This is a genomic window from Nonomuraea aurantiaca (assembly GCF_020215705.1).
GTDB lineage: Bacteria > Actinomycetota > Actinomycetes > Streptosporangiales > Streptosporangiaceae > Nonomuraea > Nonomuraea aurantiaca.
This window is the reverse complement of the sequence record NZ_JAIWNB010000001.1, coordinates 938,512-954,829: the sequence shown is the minus strand read 5'-3', so window position 1 is coordinate 954,829 and position 16,318 is coordinate 938,512. Positions and strand designations below refer to the sequence as shown.

Here is a 16,318-nt window from a genome sequence, read left to right as displayed (position 1 = left end):
GAGTTCAGAAGACAGGCACTGAGAGGGGCGTCTATGGTCCCGGCTCGTGATCGAAAGGGACGATTCCCAGCGGGATCTCGCAGCGTTGGTCATGCCGAGGGTGGGTGCGTTCGTCGAGACGGGAGATGTGTGGGGCCCTACCGGCTGGTTGATCCGGCCGGGCAGGTAGTTGGGCCGGTCGCGGTGTACCTGAGCGATTTACAGGAGATCGGACGACCGCCGACGACGCAGCGCTCGTACGGGATGGACCTGCTGCGCTGGTTCCGGTTTCTGTGGGCGATCGAGGCCACGTTTTGTGAATGATCACGCAACGCTTCAGTTCGGATGCGGGTAGTCCGGTGAGCGATGCTGGAAGGACAGGATGGCGGGGTTCTGGATGACGCCGTCACGGATCTCGATGGCTTGCCGGATGGTGTCGCTCTCGTCCCAGGCCGTGGGGCCGGTGAGCACCGTCCGCAGATGCGGCAGTAGGGACTCGCTGATCTCCCAGGTGGCGGAGTCCCACAGGTAGGACGGGCTGTGGTCGACGGCGTAGTAATGGACCTTGTCCCCCACCTCGAACATCGGCTGGGTGAACGACGTGGGCCGCGCCCAGCTGAAGCCCATCCCCTCATCGCACGACACGTCCACGATGAGAGTGCCCGGCGCGAAGGCGGCCAGATCGTCATTGTTGGCGAACATCAGCGGATTGTCGGTGTTCTGGAGCACGCAGTTGACGACGATGTCATGGTCGGCGATGAACGAGGCGAGCGGTATCCGGCCGCTGTCGGTGAGCGCGTAACTGCGGTTGAGGTCGTCGGCCTCGTGCTCGAAACGCACGATGCGCGCCGAGTGGATGGGCGAGGCGACCGCGGTGACGTCGCGAAAGGTGAGCAGATCGATGTCGTTGACGCCGTGCGCGTTCAGGGCCGTCACCGCGCCCCGGCCGGTCGCGCCGAAGCTGATGACGACCGCCCGCAGCCGCCGCCCGTAGTCGCCGGTCTTCCCGGTGAGCGCCAGGGCGTGCAGAACCGAGCAGTAGCCGGCCATTTCATTGTTCTTGTGCAGGACGTGCAGGTTGAAGCTGCCGTCACTGTTCCAGTGGTTCATCGCCTCGAAGGCGATCAGAGTGAGTCGCCGGTCGATCGCGAGCTGGGTCACTTCCTCGTCCTGTACGCAGTGCGGCCAGCCCCACAGGATCTGTCCGTCGCGCAACTCCTTGAGGTCCTGGGCCAGGGGCTTGGGGAGCAGGATGACATCGCAACGCGCCACCAGCTCCTCCCGTGACAGCAACCCGGCCACGTGCGGCGCCAGTTGCTCATCAGAGATGCCGAAACGCTCGCCGTAGCCGCGTTCGAGGTAGATGAGGTGCTGAAGATCGGCTTCGATCCGCTCAAGGTGCAGCGGGTGGATGGCCAGCCGGTGCTCGTTCTCCTTGCGCGAGTGTGACACGACGCCGAGACTGAGCTGATCCATACGGGCTCCCTTGGGTTGACCCTATGTCTAGCAGGTCCACATCGGTGTTACGCGCAGTGGCCATCAGCGTGAGGGTTCCCAGCCGCGCCGAGGCGCGCGGGCGCCGGTGGTCTGGTCGGCGCGGCTGCGGTAGACGATGTAGGGGCGGGTCAGGTAGCCGATGGGCGCGGTGAGCATGTGCACCAGCCGGGTGAACGGCCAGATGGCGAACAGCAGCAGAGCGCTGAGCACGTGCACCTGGAACAGGATCGGCGCACCGGCCATCAGCGCGGGATCCGGGCTGAAGAAGAAGATCGACCGGAACCACGGCGAGCTGGTGGCGCGATAGTTGTAGCCGCCCCCGATGACGTTGGCCGCCACCGTGGCGGCCAGACCGAGCACGATGGTGATGCTCAGTACGGCGTACATGAGCTTGTCGTTGCGGGTGGTGGCGGTGAAACCGGTCCGACGGTGCGTCGCCGGTAGATGAGGACGGCCAGGCCGCCGAGGGTGGCGGCGCAGTGCTATGGGCTGCGATCGTGTCAAGTGCGGCGTCGCTCCTGTCTGTGGTCGGCCGGGCGGTTTTCGCCGCGGCAAGTTGGGCGCGGCGGCGGGCGTGCGGGCGCGCCGATCCCGCTGATGACCCACGATGGCCGGCCTCGGGGGCACGCACCCGCGTCGAGTACGGCCGCTGGTGCCGGCACGCGTGCGGCATGGCCTGCCTGCAGATGGCCCTCGATCACCGCGACGGGCACGCCCCGCCGCTGCAGGAGCTCCTGCATGGCTGCCGCGCCTACGGCGGCTACGTCGAGCACGACGACGGCCGGATCAAGGGCCTGTACTACGCGCCGTTCGCCGACTACGTACGCGCCGCGCATCGCCGGCGCGCTGGCCGGCGGTGAGCGCGCCAGCCGCGCCGTCCTGACCGCCCCGGCCGATCCCGCCGCCGCACCCACCGTCGAACGGCTCACCGCGTTTCGCGACACCGTCGCTGAACGCGTACACGCCCGGATGAACGACATCGCCGGCGGCCGCGTCACCGCGCCGGGCCAGCTCACCGTTGTCGCCCGCCACCTCCTGGTCGCCCTGATCAACCACGAGTATCAGCACGACCAGTGGATCGGCGAAGTCCGCGCCCATGACCTCGGCCACGCCCTTCCTCCTGACCCGGGCACCGGCCAGGTCTCCCGCTTGGACGGATACCTCGTTCTCAACCCGCTCGCCTGACCACACGCCAAAGGACCGCGAGCTCTTGGCACCGCGTCACGCGCGAAAGGAGTCCTTGGCCATCCGGCGTACCCGGGCCTCGTCGATGATGTGCCCCAGCCCCGCCTGCGTCAGCGGCACCGCCACCACCCCGCCGTTCGCCCCCACGATCGGCGTCACGATCTGGTTGTTGCGTGGCGGCTGCGTCACGTCGCACGGCAGCGTGCACCCCGGCAGGCTGGCCACCGCCACCGTGGCCGCCCGGGCCAGGCCGGCGCCCTGGCCGCCCGCGCACTGGATGTCCCAGCCGGCCGCGGCGGCCCGGTCGTGCGCCCGGCGGGCCTCGCTGAGCGACGGGAAGGCGGTGGGCCGCAGGATCAGCACCCGCGCGGCCCGCAGGGTCAGGTAGTCGTCGAGCTCCGCCGACGAGCGCACCTCGACCGCCACCGAGGCCGCCACCTCGTCCTGCAGCGAGGCGTGCGCGTAGACGTCGCCGACGGGGAAGGGCCGTTCGATGACCTCGACGCCGTAGGAGTCCAGCGCCACGAGCTGGCCGCCCTCGGAGTAAGCGCCGCCGCCGTCGACGGCCAGCGTCAGGGCCGGATAGGCCAGGCGTACGGCCCGCACCGGCTCGACGTCCCAGCCGGGACGAACGTCCAGCGTCACGTGGCCGTAGCCCGCGCAGACCTGCTGGTTGACCCGTGAGACCAGGCTCTCGAGCGACGGGTCCGGTTCGAGCCGGACGGTGGCCACCAAGGAGGTGCGGGTGCCGCCGATCGCCTCGGCGAGCGGCACGCCGCGCATCCTGGTCCACAGGTCCCAGCAGGCCATGTCGACGGCCGGGTCGCCGCTCGCGACGGCGTCGGGATGCTCCCAGTCGACGCCGATGAGCTGGGCGCTCAGCGACTCCTCCAGCCGGGTCCAGGTCTTGGGCTCCGGGTCCAGCGCCTCACCCCAGCCGGTCATGCCGGCGTAGTCGGTGAGCTTGACGAGCAGGCTCTCCGACCGCCTGCCATACGGCAGGACCAGCCGGAAGACCTCTAGCTCCCGCACTCGCGGCATGTACCCCCCTCTGCGACGAAGCTACGAAACGACTCCTTCCAGTGTGCCTGCCTTCGTGTGCTGGGCAAAACGCGGGGCGATGACGGCAGCCAGTACGGCGAGGGCGAAGGTGAAGGCGAGGCCCACCAGATAGGTCTCGCCGGTGGCGGTGAACAGGGCTCCGGTGACGGCGACGGCAACGACGGTGAACACGGACTCGCCGACGCCGAGGGCCGCGGTGTTCTGGCCCGCCTCTCCCGGCGCGGACATCTCCAGCACCAGTACGGACACCGTGGGGTGCAGCGCGCCGATGCCGAGCCCGGAGATGGCCATGGCCACGTACGCGAGGGCGATCGGCACGGAGTCGACCAGCACGAGCGACATCAGCGCGATGCCGGCGGCGATCATGATGGCGCCACCGCGCAGCGCGGCCAGGTGGCTGATGGCGCCGCGGCCCTTGATCCAGGATCCGGTGGACCAGCCGAGCGCGCCGACGGTCAGGACGATGCCGGCGCCGGTGGGCGTCAGGCCACGCTCGCTGATCAGCATGAGCGGGATGAGGACCTGGGCCGCCATCAGCGAGCCGTAGGCCAGGCCGCGGAGCACGGGAGCGCTCGGCAGCCCGCGGGCGGCCCGGAGCGAGCCGCGGGGCAGCAACCTGGGCAGGGACACAGCAAGCAGGACGATCCCGGCCGCGAGCAGGGGCAGGCCGCGGAGCTGGAGCGCGCTGCCGTACTGGATCAGCGCGGCGGCGACGGCGGTCAGCGTGGCCCAGACCAGCTTGCGCCCGAGGCCGGGGGCGGGCTCGGCGTCGCCGCCGCTGAGGCCGGCGCCCGCGGTGCCGCGCCACAGGAGCAGCGCGCTGGGCACGACGATCAGGGAGACGCCGAGGAAGATCCACCGCCAGTCGGCGTTCTCCACCACGAACCCCGCGATGGCCGGGCCGACCATGGAGGGCACCACCCAGGCGGCCGAGAACAGCGCGAACACCCTGGGATGCATCTCACCCGGATAGACCCTCGCCACGAGCACATAGAGGGCCACCTGGATCAGGCCCGCGCCGAGCCCCTGGATGAACCGCCCGGCGACGAACACCTCCATGTTCGGGGCGAACCCGGCCACCAGCAGTCCGGCCACGAAGCCCGCCACGCCGGTGCCGACCGGCGGCAGCGGGCCTTTCACATCGCTCCACCTGCCACCGAGCACGGTGGCGATCACGCTGGCCGCGAGGGTGGCGCTGAAGGCCAGGTTGTACAGGTGCATGCCGCCGAGCTCGCGCGCCACGACGGGCATCGCCGTCGCCACCGCCATCGCCTCGAACGCCACCAACATGACGAGCGCCACCAGCCCCACGCTGAGCGCCCGGTACTTCGCCGACACCACACTGACGGGAGGTGCTTCAAGAGTTGCGGTCATGTCCGGCAAACTATGCCGAACACCCCGGTCAGCACATCGGGCGCCGGCCCTAGGCCCTTGGGCTTAGGGAACCCGGGGCCTGCGGGCCTAAGGCATCCGGGAAGCGAGACCGTCGATCATCAGATCGAGGCCGTACTCGAAGCGCGCCCGCCCGCCCTCGGCGATCAGATCGTCGACGTGCTCGCTGATGTGCGGGAACTGCTCGGGAGGCAGGGCGCGGTAGTGGCTCTCGATGTGGCCGACGAACGACTTGAAGTATTCCTCCAGGCCGAGACCCGTGGCCCGCATCCTGCCGAAGTGCAGCGAGCCTTCGAAGGCGTCGCCGGAGATGTAGAGGGCGATCCGGTCGACGGCGAGCGAGGCGTCACGCGGCGACATGCCCGCGTCGATGAGCAGGCCGAAGACGTATTCGGCGATCCGCAGCGCGTTCGGGCCGATGGGGATGCTGGCCAGCGCGGCCCTGGCCACGTCGGCATGGCTGCCCAGCACCCGGTGGCACTCGATCGCGTACTCGCGCAGCTGCTCCTTCCAGCGCGCCGGGTCGGGGTCGGCCAGGTGGATCTCGCCGAGCACCCGGTCATAGATGAGCTCCAGGAGCTCCTCCTTGTTGGCGACGTGCGCGTAGAGCGAGGCGGGCCCGGTGTCGAGCTCCTGCGCGACGCGGCGCATGCTCAGCCCGTCGAGACCCTCGGCGTCAAGGATCCGCAATCCCGTCTCGACGATCAGGTCCTGGCTGAGCTGCCGCCTGAGCTGAACCGGCTTACGCGCCTTGCGCCACGGCGGGGTCGGGACGTTCTCGCTGCTTCCCATGACGAACATTGTACTTGACACGAACGCCGTTCGCCAATAAAACAGTGTTCGTAGCGAACAGTGTTCGTAGTATGAAACGGTGTTCTACCAAGGAGTCCTCATGACCGTCACCGCCCCCCAGGCGGGCTCGGAGGTCCAGCCCTACCGCTGGCGCTGGGTCGCGCTGTTCGTCATCCTGGCCGCCGAGGTCATGGACCTGCTGGACGCGCTGGTCACCTCCATCGCCGCGCCGACCATCCAGAAGGATCTGGGCGGCTCGTCGAGCCTGGTGCAGTGGCTGGTGGCCGGTTACACGCTGGCCATGGCGGTCGGCCTGATCACCGGTGGCCGGCTCGGCGACCTCTACGGCCGCAAGCGCATGTTCGTGATCGGCGCCCTGGGCTTCACCGCCGCCTCATTGCTGTGCGGGATCGCCGCGAACCCGGAGATGTTGATCGCCGGGCGCGTGGTGCAGGGCCTGTTCGGCGCCGTGATGCTGCCGCAGGGACTCGGCCTGATCAAGGAGATGTTCCCGCCGCAGGAGATGGGCAAGGCGTTCGGCATGTTCGGCCCGGTCATGACGATCTCGTCCGTGGGCGGTCCGATCCTGGCCGGCTGGCTGATCGACGCCGACCTGTTCGGCACCGGCTGGCGCATGATCTTCCTGATCAACCTGCCCCTCGGGCTGGCCGCCGCGCTGGCCGGGATGCGGTTCCTGCCGGAGTTCAGGCTCTCCAACGCCACCAAGCTCGACCTGGTCGGCATGCTGCTGGTGTCGGCCGCCGCGTTCCTGCTGATCTTCCCGCTCATCCAGGGCCGCGAGCTGGACTGGCCCGCCTGGACGTTCGTGTCGATGGCCGCCTCGATCGTGGTGTTCGCCGTCTTCGGCCGGTACGAGAGCCGCCGCGCCGCTTCAGGAAAGGACCCGCTGGTCACGCCGAGCCTGTTCCGCAAGCGCGCCTTCACCGGCGGGCTGGTGGCCGGGCTGGCCTTCTTCACCGGCATGATCGGCCTCAGCCTCGTCTTCACCCTCTACACCCAGGTCGGGCTCGGCTACAGCCCACTCAAGGCCGGCCTCACCGGTCTGCCGCAGGCCATCGGCGGCGTGATCGGCTTCGGCCTGGCCATGTCGGGCCTGCAGGAGAAGCTCGGCCGCGGCCTGCTACAGATCGGCACCGCGGTGATGGCGGTGGGAGCGGGGGTGCTGGGCCTGACCATCCACCTGGTCGACACCGACGTCAGCCCCTGGCAGCTGTCCCCCGGTCTGGCCTTCGTGGGCATCGGGATGGGGCTGACCATGGCGCCGTTCTTCGACATCGTGCTCTCGGGGGTCGAGCCGCACGAGTCCGGCTCGGCGTCGGGCACGCTGACCGCGACCCAGCAGCTCGGCGGCGCGCTCGGCAGCGCCCTGCTCGGCACGCTCTTCTTCAACCTGCTCAAGAGCCAGTGGAGCTTCGGCTCGGCGATGCAGGTCACCATCTGGGTCGAGATCGGGCTGCTGGTGCTGACCTTCCTGCTGGCGTACCTGCTGCCGCGCAAGGCCAGCGTGGAGCAAGCGGGGCACTGAGCTTCTCAAGGGCCGCGACCTGGCGTCGCGGCCCTTTCGCAGCGTTTCAGGAATCCATGCCGACGTGCCGTTCGGCCCACTGGGCGATGTCGCGGCGCTCGATCGCGGCGGCCATCAGGTCCGGGAACGCGTCAGGCGTGCACGCGAAGGCCGGGACTCCCATCGCGGCCAGCGCGGCGGCGTTCTCGTGGTCGTAGAAGGGCGCGCCCTCGTCGGACAGCGCCAGCAGCACGATCACCTGGACACCCGCCTGGGTCATCGCGGCGACCCTGCGCAGCATCTCCTGCCGCATGCCGCCCTCGTAGAGGTCGCTGATGAGGATGAAGATCGAGTTGGCCGGCCGCGAGATGAGGCCCTGGCTGTAGGCGATGGCCCGGTTGATGTCCGTACCGCCGCCCAGCTGCGTGCCGAACAGCAGCTCGACCGGGTCATGCAGCTGATCCGTCAGGTCCACCACGGCCGTGTCGAACACCACCAGCGACGTCTTGAGCGACCGCATCGAGGCCAGCACCGCGCCGAACACGCTCGAATAGACCACCGAGGCCGCCATCGACCCGCTCTGGTCGATGGCGAGCACCACCTCGCGTTGCACGGACCGCTGCCGGCGCGCGTAGCCGACGAGCTGCGAGGGCACGACCGTGTTCTTCTCGGGCAGGTAGTTCTTGAGGTTCGCCCTGATCGTCCGGTCCCAGTCGATGTCGGACACCCGCTTGGGCCGGTGGGTCCTGGCCGAGCGGTCGAGCGCGCCGGTGACGGCGGCCCGGGTCTTCTGGGCGAGCCTGCGTTCGAGCTCCTGTACGACCTTGCGCACCACCGCCCTGGCCGACTCGCGTGCCTGGTCGGGCATGACCCGGTTGAGCGCCAGCAGCGTGCCGACCAGGTGTACGTCGGGCTCGACGGCCTCCAGCATCTCGGGTTCGAGCAGCAGCCTGGTGAGGTTGAGCCGCTGGATCGCGTCCTTCTGCATGACCTGGACGACGGTCGAGGGGAAATAGGTTCTGATGTCGCCCAGCCACCGCGCCACCCGGGGCGCCGAGGCGCCGAGGCCGCCGACGCGGTCGTACACGGCGGCCAGCGCCCGGTCCATGTCCGCGTCGGCGCCCTCGAGCCCGCCGACGCCCGCACCGCCTTGGCGGCCGGCGCAGATGCCGTCGGCGTCGCCACCGCCCAGCACCAGCCGCCACCTGCGCAGCCGCTCGTCCATACGGTCAGTCATGCTCTCTCCCGCCGATCCGCGCTCTCCCCCGGGACCGCATGCTCTCCCCCGCCAACGCGCGCTCTCCCTAAGATCGCCAGTACGGTCCGCTCGGCCGCCGCCGCCCACTGTTCGTCCACGTCCTGCTCCCCTGCCCGCTCCGACCACTCCGACCGCTCCGCCGATCGGACGCGCTCGCCGATCGCCCGGCGTTCGGGTGCGGCGAAGCTCCCGAACGTACGGCGGAGCAGCGGCAGCACGTCGACGAACTGCGCGCCGTCCAGCCCGGTCAGCCAGGTGTCGACCAGGCCGAGCAGCCTCGGATCGTGGACCAGCAGCAGCCCGCCGCCGCCCAGGAAGCCCTCGATCCACGAGGCGGCCCTGGTGGGCGCGTGGCCCCGGGACATCGCCCGCGACATCCGGTCGTCGGCGTCGTCGAGCTCGCCGGCGTCGAGCAGGATCCTGGTCAGTCGCCCCTCGATCAGCCCGTGCAGGTCGGGGCGGTCACTCATCCCACGCAGTGTGACCAGCCACCGGCTACGCGGCGACGCCGCACGGGAGCCCGGAGCCGTCGGCTCCTCTGACATCAGTGCGACGGCCGTGTGGACGGCGTCGACGCCGCTGAGCAGTGCGGCGGCCGCCTCGTCGTCGAGGCCGGTGACCGCGACGGGCAGGCCGACGCAGATGCGGTCGAGCATGGATCGGACGATCACCGCCAGGCCCTCCGCCGACGTGCCGCGTACGTCGCCGTAGCGGTGGGCGCGGACCATCGCGGGCAGCGCGGCCATCAGGTGGGTGACGTCGGTGTCGAGCGCGGCCTTGGCCGAGAGGGCGGCCAGGACCTCGGGCAGCGCCTCCGGCAGGTCGGCCAGCAGGCAGCGTTCGACCAGCCCGGTCAGGTCGGCCAGCGTCACCGACTCCGCCGAGGCGAGGTCACGGGCCCGCTGGGCGGCGGCCGAGGCGACCGTGATGCCGAGGGCCGCCGCCTCCACGAGCGCCAGGTCGAACTCGGGCCGCCACTGCAGTGTCCACGTCTCCCTGAACGTCCCCTTGCCCCTGGCCTCCCCCAGCACCCCCCACTCCACGTCGAGCAGCCGCAGCCGGTGCAGCAGGTGGCTGCGGTCGAGGTCGAGCGGCTTGCGCAGGTCGAGCCCGAACTCCCGGTCCAGCGCCTCCGGCTTCAGCTTGAGCCGTCGCTGCTGCTCACGCAGGTCGCGCTGGAGCGGCACCATGGGCGTGCCGTCGGAGACGTGGCCGAGCCGATCGCCGACGACCAGGCGCCGCTGGATCAGCTCCACCGCCAGGTCGTCGCCCTCGCACAGCACCGCCCTGGCCGCCTCGGTGACCTCGCCGAGCCCGGCCAGCGGGCGTCCGCGCAGGGTGGCGAGGCTGTGCGCGAGGCGTACGGACTCGATGACGTGCGCGGACGACACCGCGAGGCCCTCCTCGCGGAGCACCGCCGCCGCTCCGGCCAGCCACCGCTCCACGGGCCGGTCGGGGGCGGTGAACAGGTGGTGGTACCAGCCGGGCGAGGAGATGCCCGCGCCGTAGCCGCTCCACGAGGCCAGCCGCCCGTACGTCCACGGCACCCACGTCAGCTGCGCCTTCACCTTGGGCAGGCCGCGCAGGAGGGCGTCGTCGGCCTTGGCCGGGGGCAGCGGGGCGGTCAGGGCGGGGACGTGCCAGGCGCCGCAGATCACCGCGATGCGGTCGTGGCCGTGTTTGATGGCGTTGCGGATGGTTTTGCGCATGTACGCCTCGCGCCTGGCCTCACGCTCGTCGGGCTCGTGGCCCTCGCGGACGGCGGCCATGGCCTCGGCGATCACTTCGAACGGGGTGTCGCCCCGGTGCTCGACGACGTCCTCCCACCAGCGCTCGGGATCGTCGTAACCGGCTGCCGCGGCCAGGGTGCCGATGGGATCGACCCGCAAACGCTCGGGGTCGGCGCCGGGCAGGGGCTCGGGCTCCGCCTCGGGGCCGAGCTCAGGGTCGGCGTTGGGAGGGTCGGCGTTGGGAGGGTCGGCGTTGGGAGGGTCGGCATCGGGGGTGTCGGCATGGGGAGGATCGGTGTTGGGGGTGTCGGCGGTGGGAGGGTCGGCCAGACTGTGGGCTGCCGGGAGGTCGCAGAAGCGTACCGGGATGCCGGCCGCCGTGCCGTACAGGATGGCCTGCCACTCGGGCGAGAACCCGGCGAACGGCCAGAAGGCCGCGCTGGACGCCTGGCCGGGCACGTGCGCGAGCAGCGCGACCGGCGGTTCGAGCTCGGGCGCCAGCGCGACCAGTGCGTCGGCCTCCGGCGGTCCCTCGATGAGGATCAGGTCGGGGCGGAGGCGTTCGAGCTCCGCCCGGACGGCGCGCGCCGAGCCGGGGCCGTGGTGCCGGACGCCGAGGATCGAGACGCTCATGAAGCCTCGCGGCAGGCGCGGTAGAAGTCGCGCCAGTCGGAGCGCTCGCGGACGACCGTTTCGAGGTATTCGCGCCACACCACCCGGTCGGACACCGGCTCCTGCACGACCGCGCCCACGATCCCGGCGGCCACGTCGGAGGGCCGTAGCACGCCGTCGCCGAAGTGGGCCGCGAGGGCGATGCCGCTGGTCAGCACCGAGATGGCCTCGGCCGTGGACAGGGTGCCGCTGGGTGATTTGACCTTGGTGCGGCCGTCCTCCGTCACACCCGTACGCAGCTCCCGGAACACCGTCACCACGCGGCGGATCTCCGCCAGCCCCGTGCTCGTCTCGGGCAGCTCCAGCGAGCGGCCGAGCTGGATGACGCGGCGCGAGACGATGTCCACCTCCTCCTCGGCGGTGGCGGGCACCGGCAGCACGACGGTGTTGAAGCGGCGGCGCAGGGCGCTGGACAGCTCGTTGACGCCCCGGTCGCGGTCGTTGGCGGTGGCGATGACGTTGAAGCCGCGTTCGGCCTGGACCTCGCGGTTGAGCTCGGGGATCGGCAGCGTCTTCTCCGACAGGACGGTGATCAGGGCGTCCTGTACGTCGGAGGGCATGCGGGTGAGCTCCTCGACGCGGGCGATCCGGCCCTCGGCCATGGCCCGCATGACGGGTGACGGGGTCATCGCCTCGACGGACGGGCCTTCGGCCAGCAGCCGCGCGTAGTTCCAGCCGTAGCGGATGGCCTCTTCTGCCGTCCCGGCCGTACCCTGCACCAAAAGGGTCGAGTCGCCGCTGATCGCGGCGGCCAGGTGTTCGGACAGCCAGGTCTTGGCCGTGCCGGGCACACCGAGCAGCAGCAGCGCGCGGTCGGTGGCCAGGGTGGCGACGGCGACCTCGACGATGCGGCGGGCGCCCACGTATTTCGGGGTGATCTGCCGGCCGTCGCCCAGGATGTACGTGGTCACGGCCCACGGTGACAGCTTCCAGCCGGGCGGCCTGATCCGGTCGTCGTCCTTGGCGAGCACGGCCAGCTCCTCGGCGTACTGGTCTTCCGCATGGGGGCGCAGAACGGTCATGAGAGCTCCTTCATCAGGTCGGCACGGAAGCGCAGCAGGGCGGCGACCTGCTGAATGGGCGGCACGGGCGAGTAGTTCTCGGCCAGTTCGGCGAGCGTCGGGTCGATGTGCTCGCCGGCCAGTTTGATCAGCTCGCCGAGGTTCCACGGCTGGGTGGTGGCCACCTTGGTGATCTTGCGGAGGACGGCCGTCGCCAGCTTCTCCCGCCAGTGCGAGGACACGCCGCCCAGCACCATGATCAATTGGCTGTCCAAGTCATGCTTTTTCACGAAATCGGCGGCAAGCTGCTGCTGCTCATCCGGCCCCAGCGCCTCCAGCAGGTCCGCGATCGGATCCCACGCGAACATCGCCCGCGCCCACTCCGGATCCCGCTGCAGCACGGCCGCGCGCACCCAGGCCGTCTTCACCTCGCCGTCCCAGTCGGGGATCTTCATCTTGAGCAGCTTGGCGGGGCTGCCCCAGAGCCCGAGGGGCGCGCGGGCGACGACCTGCTGGAGCCACCAGGCCCGCTCACCGGTGCCCCTCGGGGGCTTGGCCCGGATGCCGTCGCGCTCCATCGCCTTGTCGCACGCGGTGGGCGCCTCGACGAGGATCGTGCCCTTGGTGACGGTCAGGCAGCTTCGCGCGCGTACGGCCATGCGCTGGGCCAGGCGTGAGTCGGGGAGGCGGGTGAGGAGGTTGGCGGCCTGCTGGCGTACCTCTCGCCTGCGGTCGTCGAGGGCCTGCTCCAGGAACGGCTCGTCGTCCATCGACAGCCCGTCGGCCAGCACCTCGACGAACGCCGCCCGGTCGTCGGGCCCCTCGCGCTCCCAGCCGGCCTCCAGCAGTTCCCGAGCCTGCTTGGGCTCCTGCCTCCGGAGGTGGCTCAGGTAGGCGCGGCGGTCGGCCGGGCTGCCCAGCTCCCACGTCTCGCCGGTCGGCTCTTCGAGCAGGTACGCCCAGGCCGGGTTCAGGGCGGCCAGCCACCTGCCACGCTGCCCGGCGACCAGGCCGAGATTCGCTCTGATGGAGGGGTCGCGTCTGCCCCGGTCGAGCAGCTCGGGCAGAACGTATGGGGGCACTCTGCGCCCTGCGGTGGAGGCGGCGGCCAGCCATTCGGGGAGCAGGCGGTCGTACTCGCCGCCCAGGATCCTGGCCAGGCGCTCGGCGGCTTGGGCGGTCACGGCGGGCAACTCCTCATCGTTCGCCCGCTCCTGCTCGGCCGTCTCACCGAGCTGCTGACCGGCGCGACGGCGCACCACTTCAACGGCGGCGCTTTCCAGCAGGTCTCCCCCGTACGGCCTGCGGTCGGTGCCGACCAGTGCCGTCGATGCCAGGTCGTCCCAGGTCACAGGATCACCGCCGTTCCGTCGTCGGCCCAGGTGGTCAGTGGACGCAGGCCCAGCGGGGTCCATTCAGCGGCCACGGTCACCGGCCGGCCGCCGGAGACGGCGATCAGCCGCCACGGGTCACGTGACCTCGGGTGCAGCGGAAACCCGCCCACAGAAGTGCGGCCGGGAACCACGCCCGCCAGCACCACGGGCCAGGAGTCGGTCCACGGGTCGGCGGCCACGGCGGCGGCGATCTCGCCGAGCGCCTCCTCCGGCGACGTTCCGGGCGGGACCGGGCCGCCGAGATCACCCCGACCACCGAGATCACCCCGGCCCCCAAGGTCCACCCGGCCGGGGAGATCCGCCCGGCCGCCAAGGTCCGCCCGGTGGGCGAGATCCGCCCGGCCACCGAGATCCGTTCGGCCACCGAGGCCTGCTCGACCGTCGGGGACGCTCCGGTCGGAGGTGTCGCCCTGGCCGGCGATGGTAGTCCGGTCGGCGGGAAGGCTTCGAAGGGTGGCGTGGCGGGTGGCCACCAGGGCGCGGAGGGGTGCGGCGCCCGGGTAGAAGACGACGTCGGCGTCGATCGTGGTGCCGGTGACCAGCGAGGCGTCGAGCGGCTGGCCGGAGGCGGCGAAGGAAAGAACCAGCGCCGCCCGGCCCGTGTCGTGGCCCCGGAGCCAGACCCGGCGGGCGGTCAGCCGGTCGTGTTCCTCGTCGCGCCTGCCCACCACGTGCCACCGGTCGCGCACGACCGGCCGAACCAGCACGTCCTCCCGTGCGACGGGGAAGCCCGCGCGGATCAGGACGGTCTGGCGCAACGGCCCCGGCAGCTCGGCCCGCCGCCGGTAGGCGACCGCCAGCAGGTTGATCAGCGAGTATTCGGTCAGCAGCCGACTCGGCCAGTCGTCAGCCATGCGCACCTCCCGCAACCGGGAGAGCGCGTTGGCGACACCCGGCGCCTGGGCGTCGACGAGGCGCTTGGCCAGGTCGTCCCATTCGTCGGCATCGGTCCCCGCCAGGCCCTGCCGCACCTGGTCGGCCAGCCACCGTTCGAGCTCGGCCAGCCCGGCAGACACACGGGCATGCCGTACGAACTCAGCCCCCGCACCTCGCCCGCCACCCGACCTACCTGAGGACGACGCCCCGGCACCACCGACCGCCACGCCCGAGCCATGCCCATCTTCCGAGCCCGAGGCCGTGCCCGGCTCAGGGCCCTGGTGAGCGCCCTGCCCCTCGTCCGGTGCCTGTCCGTCGGCCGACTCCGGGTCGCTCTCGGCTTCCGCGGCCGCACGGGCGCGGGCGGCCTCGAGCTTGGCCGCCGCCTTGTCGGCGCGTTCCGTACGCTGAGCGATCCACTCCGCCGCCCACGGCGGCAGCGCATCGGCGGCGGGCACCCCGTCCGCCGACCACATGAGCAGCAGCCCGAGCGCGTGCTTGCACGGGAACTTCCGGCTGGGGCAACTGCACCGATATGCGGGCTCGGAGAGATCGACGCACGCCTTGTAGGGCGTGGCACCGCTCCCCTTGCACTCACCGAACAGCACGTCGTCAGTCGTGCCGCGCAAGCTCCATTTGCCAGGTGTCGCCACGCCCTGCGCCGCCTTCTGGGACGAGGCGTCGGGGGCGAGAGCGAGCACCTGATCACGGCTCCACCGTTCGATCACTTGCCGCAGACTAGCCAGCTCGACCGACAATTACCGAACGGTGAACTCCTTGCGCAGGTAGTGCGAGGAGACGCCCTTCAACGAGTTGACTCGTTTGCTGATCGCGACCTTGGGCGGGTAGTGAACGAGCAGGTGGATGTGGTCGTGTTCGCCGTTGAACTCGCGGAGTTCGGCCTCGAAACTGTCGCACACCTCGATCATGATGTCTTCGCAGCGGCGCAGCATCACGTCGTCGAACACGTTCTTGCGGTATTTGGTCATGAAGGCCAGATGGATGTGCGTCGCGGAAGCCACGTGTGTGCCGCAGCGGTTATTCCCCTTCCGAGCCCATTGGCCAGACGATAATGTGTTCGAGTCGGTGAGACGTGGACGTCGCGTGGGAGACGGGGGTGTTGCGCATGCTGGTGGGCCGGAAGTACCGCTTGGAGTTCGACTTCGGGCAGCGGGCGTTCGCCGAGAGGCTGGGCGGGATCTGCCGGGCCGTGTGGAACACCGGTCTCGAACAACGGCGGGAATACCGGCGGCGCGGGCAGTGGATCAACTATGCCGAGCAGTGCAAGCAGCTCGCCGAGGCGAAGAAGGACCCGTACTGCGGCTGGCTCGCCGACGCTCCCGCCCAGGTGATCCAGCAGACCCTCAAGGACCTGGACCAGGCGTGCCGCAAGCATGGCACGTGGAAGGTGCGCTGGAAGTCGAAGGCGAAGTGGCGGCCCTCGTTTCGGTTCCCCACCGCCCAACACCTGCCCGTGGAGCGGATCGGCCGCAGGTGGGGGCGGGTGTCGCTGCCCAAGTTCGCCGTCAAGCCGAAGCCCGACCCCGGCCGGCCGGGCAGGTTCCTGTGCAACGGCGCGGCGGCGAAGTCCGGGCTCAACAGGGCGATTCTCGACAAGGGTTGGTATGGCCTGGAGGTCGCGCTTCGCTCGAAGGCCCGTTACACCGGCAGTGTCATCCATAAGATCAATCCTGTGTACACGTCTCAGACGTGCCCGGAATCTGCGTGCGGGAAGGTGGACGAGAAGAGCCGCAAGAGCCAAGCGATCTTCTCCTGCACTTCTTGCGGGCACACCGAGCACGCCGACATTGTCGGGGCGAGAAACATCAAGAGCAAAGGGCAGGCGGCCGGGCTGGTCGTCTCAGGGCGTGGAGACCCACCCGGGTCCGCGAAACGTCAAGCACCCCGTTCCACAGCACGGGCCGCGCAAGCGGCACGAGCTGCCGCATAGCGGC

At 70.5% G+C, this 16,318-nt stretch carries 15 protein-coding genes and 1 pseudogene; 5 read left to right on the top strand and 11 right to left on the bottom strand.

Annotated features, from left to right (window positions below; all coding sequences use genetic code 11):
- Positions 1–129 precede the first annotated feature (129 nt).
- The gene (locus LDL49_RS04370; protein WP_225289568.1) at positions 130–303 is read left to right on the top strand and encodes a hypothetical protein; all 174 of its coding nucleotides are present in this window, start codon (positions 130–132) and stop codon (positions 301–303) included.
- 12 nt (positions 304–315) lie between these two features.
- On the opposite strand, the gene LDL49_RS04365 is transcribed toward LDL49_RS04370, so the two are convergent.
- A complete protein-coding gene (locus LDL49_RS04365; protein ID WP_225289567.1) occupies positions 316–1,455 on the bottom strand; it encodes a N(5)-(carboxyethyl)ornithine synthase in 1,140 nt (379 codons plus the stop codon).
- A 63-nt stretch (positions 1,456–1,518) separates the two neighbouring features.
- The gene (locus tag LDL49_RS04360; RefSeq protein ID WP_225289566.1) at positions 1,519–1,980 is read right to left on the bottom strand and encodes a respiratory nitrate reductase subunit gamma; all 462 of its coding nucleotides are present in this window, start codon (positions 1,978–1,980) and stop codon (positions 1,519–1,521) included.
- Here LDL49_RS04360 and LDL49_RS59045 point away from each other — a divergent pair.
- Complete coding sequence (locus tag LDL49_RS59045; RefSeq protein ID WP_372470333.1) at positions 1,974–2,336, top strand: hypothetical protein; 363 nt, start codon at positions 1,974–1,976, stop codon at positions 2,334–2,336. The two genes, LDL49_RS04360 and LDL49_RS59045, sit on opposite strands and share 7 nt — an antisense overlap.
- Positions 2,311–2,661, top strand: a complete 351-nt coding sequence (locus LDL49_RS04355) for a DinB family protein (RefSeq protein WP_372470341.1) — start codon at positions 2,311–2,313, stop codon at positions 2,659–2,661. The genes LDL49_RS59045 and LDL49_RS04355 overlap by 26 nt, the downstream gene beginning before the upstream one ends.
- Positions 2,662–2,697: 36 nt before the next feature.
- On the opposite strand, the gene LDL49_RS04350 is transcribed toward LDL49_RS04355, so the two are convergent.
- The 3 genes from LDL49_RS04350 to LDL49_RS04340 all read right to left on the bottom strand — a co-directional run bounded on the left by LDL49_RS04350 (position 2,698) and on the right by LDL49_RS04340 (position 5,907).
- A complete protein-coding gene (locus LDL49_RS04350) occupies positions 2,698–3,702 on the bottom strand; it encodes an enolase C-terminal domain-like protein (RefSeq protein ID WP_225289564.1) in 1,005 nt (334 codons plus the stop codon).
- A 21-nt stretch (positions 3,703–3,723) separates the two neighbouring features.
- Positions 3,724–5,097: an MFS transporter gene (locus LDL49_RS04345; RefSeq protein ID WP_225289563.1), complete on the bottom strand. Its 1,374-nt coding sequence runs from the start codon at positions 5,095–5,097 to the stop codon at positions 3,724–3,726.
- 87 nt (positions 5,098–5,184) lie between these two features.
- Positions 5,185–5,907, bottom strand: a complete 723-nt coding sequence (locus tag LDL49_RS04340) for a TetR/AcrR family transcriptional regulator (protein ID WP_225289562.1) — start codon at positions 5,905–5,907, stop codon at positions 5,185–5,187.
- A gap of 100 nt (positions 5,908–6,007) precedes the next feature.
- Here LDL49_RS04340 and LDL49_RS04335 point away from each other — a divergent pair, with 100 nt between their 5' ends.
- Positions 6,008–7,453: an MFS transporter gene (locus LDL49_RS04335; protein WP_225289561.1), complete on the top strand. Its 1,446-nt coding sequence runs from the start codon at positions 6,008–6,010 to the stop codon at positions 7,451–7,453.
- A gap of 46 nt (positions 7,454–7,499) precedes the next feature.
- Here LDL49_RS04335 and LDL49_RS04330 read toward each other — a convergent pair whose 3' ends face one another.
- The 6 genes and pseudogenes from LDL49_RS04330 to tnpA all read right to left on the bottom strand — a co-directional run.
- The gene (locus tag LDL49_RS04330; protein ID WP_225289560.1) at positions 7,500–8,669 is read right to left on the bottom strand and encodes a VWA domain-containing protein; all 1,170 of its coding nucleotides are present in this window, start codon (positions 8,667–8,669) and stop codon (positions 7,500–7,502) included.
- Positions 8,666–11,053: a DUF5682 family protein gene (locus LDL49_RS04325; protein ID WP_225289559.1), complete on the bottom strand. Its 2,388-nt coding sequence runs from the start codon at positions 11,051–11,053 to the stop codon at positions 8,666–8,668. Before LDL49_RS04325 ends, LDL49_RS04330 begins: the two co-directional genes overlap by 4 nt.
- Positions 11,050–12,114: an ATP-binding protein gene (locus LDL49_RS04320; RefSeq protein ID WP_225289558.1), complete on the bottom strand. Its 1,065-nt coding sequence runs from the start codon at positions 12,112–12,114 to the stop codon at positions 11,050–11,052. Before LDL49_RS04320 ends, LDL49_RS04325 begins: the two co-directional genes overlap by 4 nt.
- Entirely contained in the window at positions 12,111–13,445 is a 1,335-nt protein-coding gene (locus tag LDL49_RS04315) for a DUF5691 domain-containing protein (RefSeq protein ID WP_225289557.1), read from the bottom strand. Before LDL49_RS04315 ends, LDL49_RS04320 begins: the two co-directional genes overlap by 4 nt.
- On the bottom strand, positions 13,442–15,091 hold the full coding sequence (locus LDL49_RS04310) for an SWIM zinc finger family protein (protein WP_225289556.1): 1,650 nt from the start codon (positions 15,089–15,091) through the stop codon (positions 13,442–13,444). Before LDL49_RS04310 ends, LDL49_RS04315 begins: the two co-directional genes overlap by 4 nt.
- A gap of 33 nt (positions 15,092–15,124) precedes the next feature.
- A pseudogene (gene tnpA, locus LDL49_RS04305) lies at positions 15,125–15,385 on the bottom strand (IS200/IS605 family transposase); the annotation flags it as partial.
- Between the two features lie 71 nt (positions 15,386–15,456).
- Between tnpA and LDL49_RS04300 the strand changes: the two are divergent.
- Positions 15,457–16,314: an RNA-guided endonuclease InsQ/TnpB family protein gene (locus LDL49_RS04300; RefSeq protein WP_225289555.1), complete on the top strand. Its 858-nt coding sequence runs from the start codon at positions 15,457–15,459 to the stop codon at positions 16,312–16,314.
- The last annotated feature ends 4 nt before the right edge of the window (positions 16,315–16,318 follow it).

Coding starts and splice junctions, on each gene's coding strand:
- LDL49_RS04330 (WP_225289560.1), bottom strand. CDS start 8,669: ATGACTGACCGTATGGACGAGCGGCTGCGCAGGTGGCGGCTGGTGCTG.
- LDL49_RS04320 (WP_225289558.1), bottom strand. CDS start 12,114: ATGACCGTTCTGCGCCCCCATGCGGAAGACCAGTACGCCGAGGAGCTG.
- LDL49_RS04325 (WP_225289559.1), bottom strand. CDS start 11,053: ATGAGCGTCTCGATCCTCGGCGTCCGGCACCACGGCCCCGGCTCGGCG.
- LDL49_RS04335 (WP_225289561.1), top strand. CDS start 6,008: ATGACCGTCACCGCCCCCCAGGCGGGCTCGGAGGTCCAGCCCTACCGC.
- LDL49_RS04340 (WP_225289562.1), bottom strand. CDS start 5,907: ATGGGAAGCAGCGAGAACGTCCCGACCCCGCCGTGGCGCAAGGCGCGT.
- LDL49_RS04365 (WP_225289567.1), bottom strand. CDS start 1,455: ATGGATCAGCTCAGTCTCGGCGTCGTGTCACACTCGCGCAAGGAGAAC.
- LDL49_RS04350 (WP_225289564.1), bottom strand. CDS start 3,702: ATGCCGCGAGTGCGGGAGCTAGAGGTCTTCCGGCTGGTCCTGCCGTAT.
- LDL49_RS04345 (WP_225289563.1), bottom strand. CDS start 5,097: ATGACCGCAACTCTTGAAGCACCTCCCGTCAGTGTGGTGTCGGCGAAG.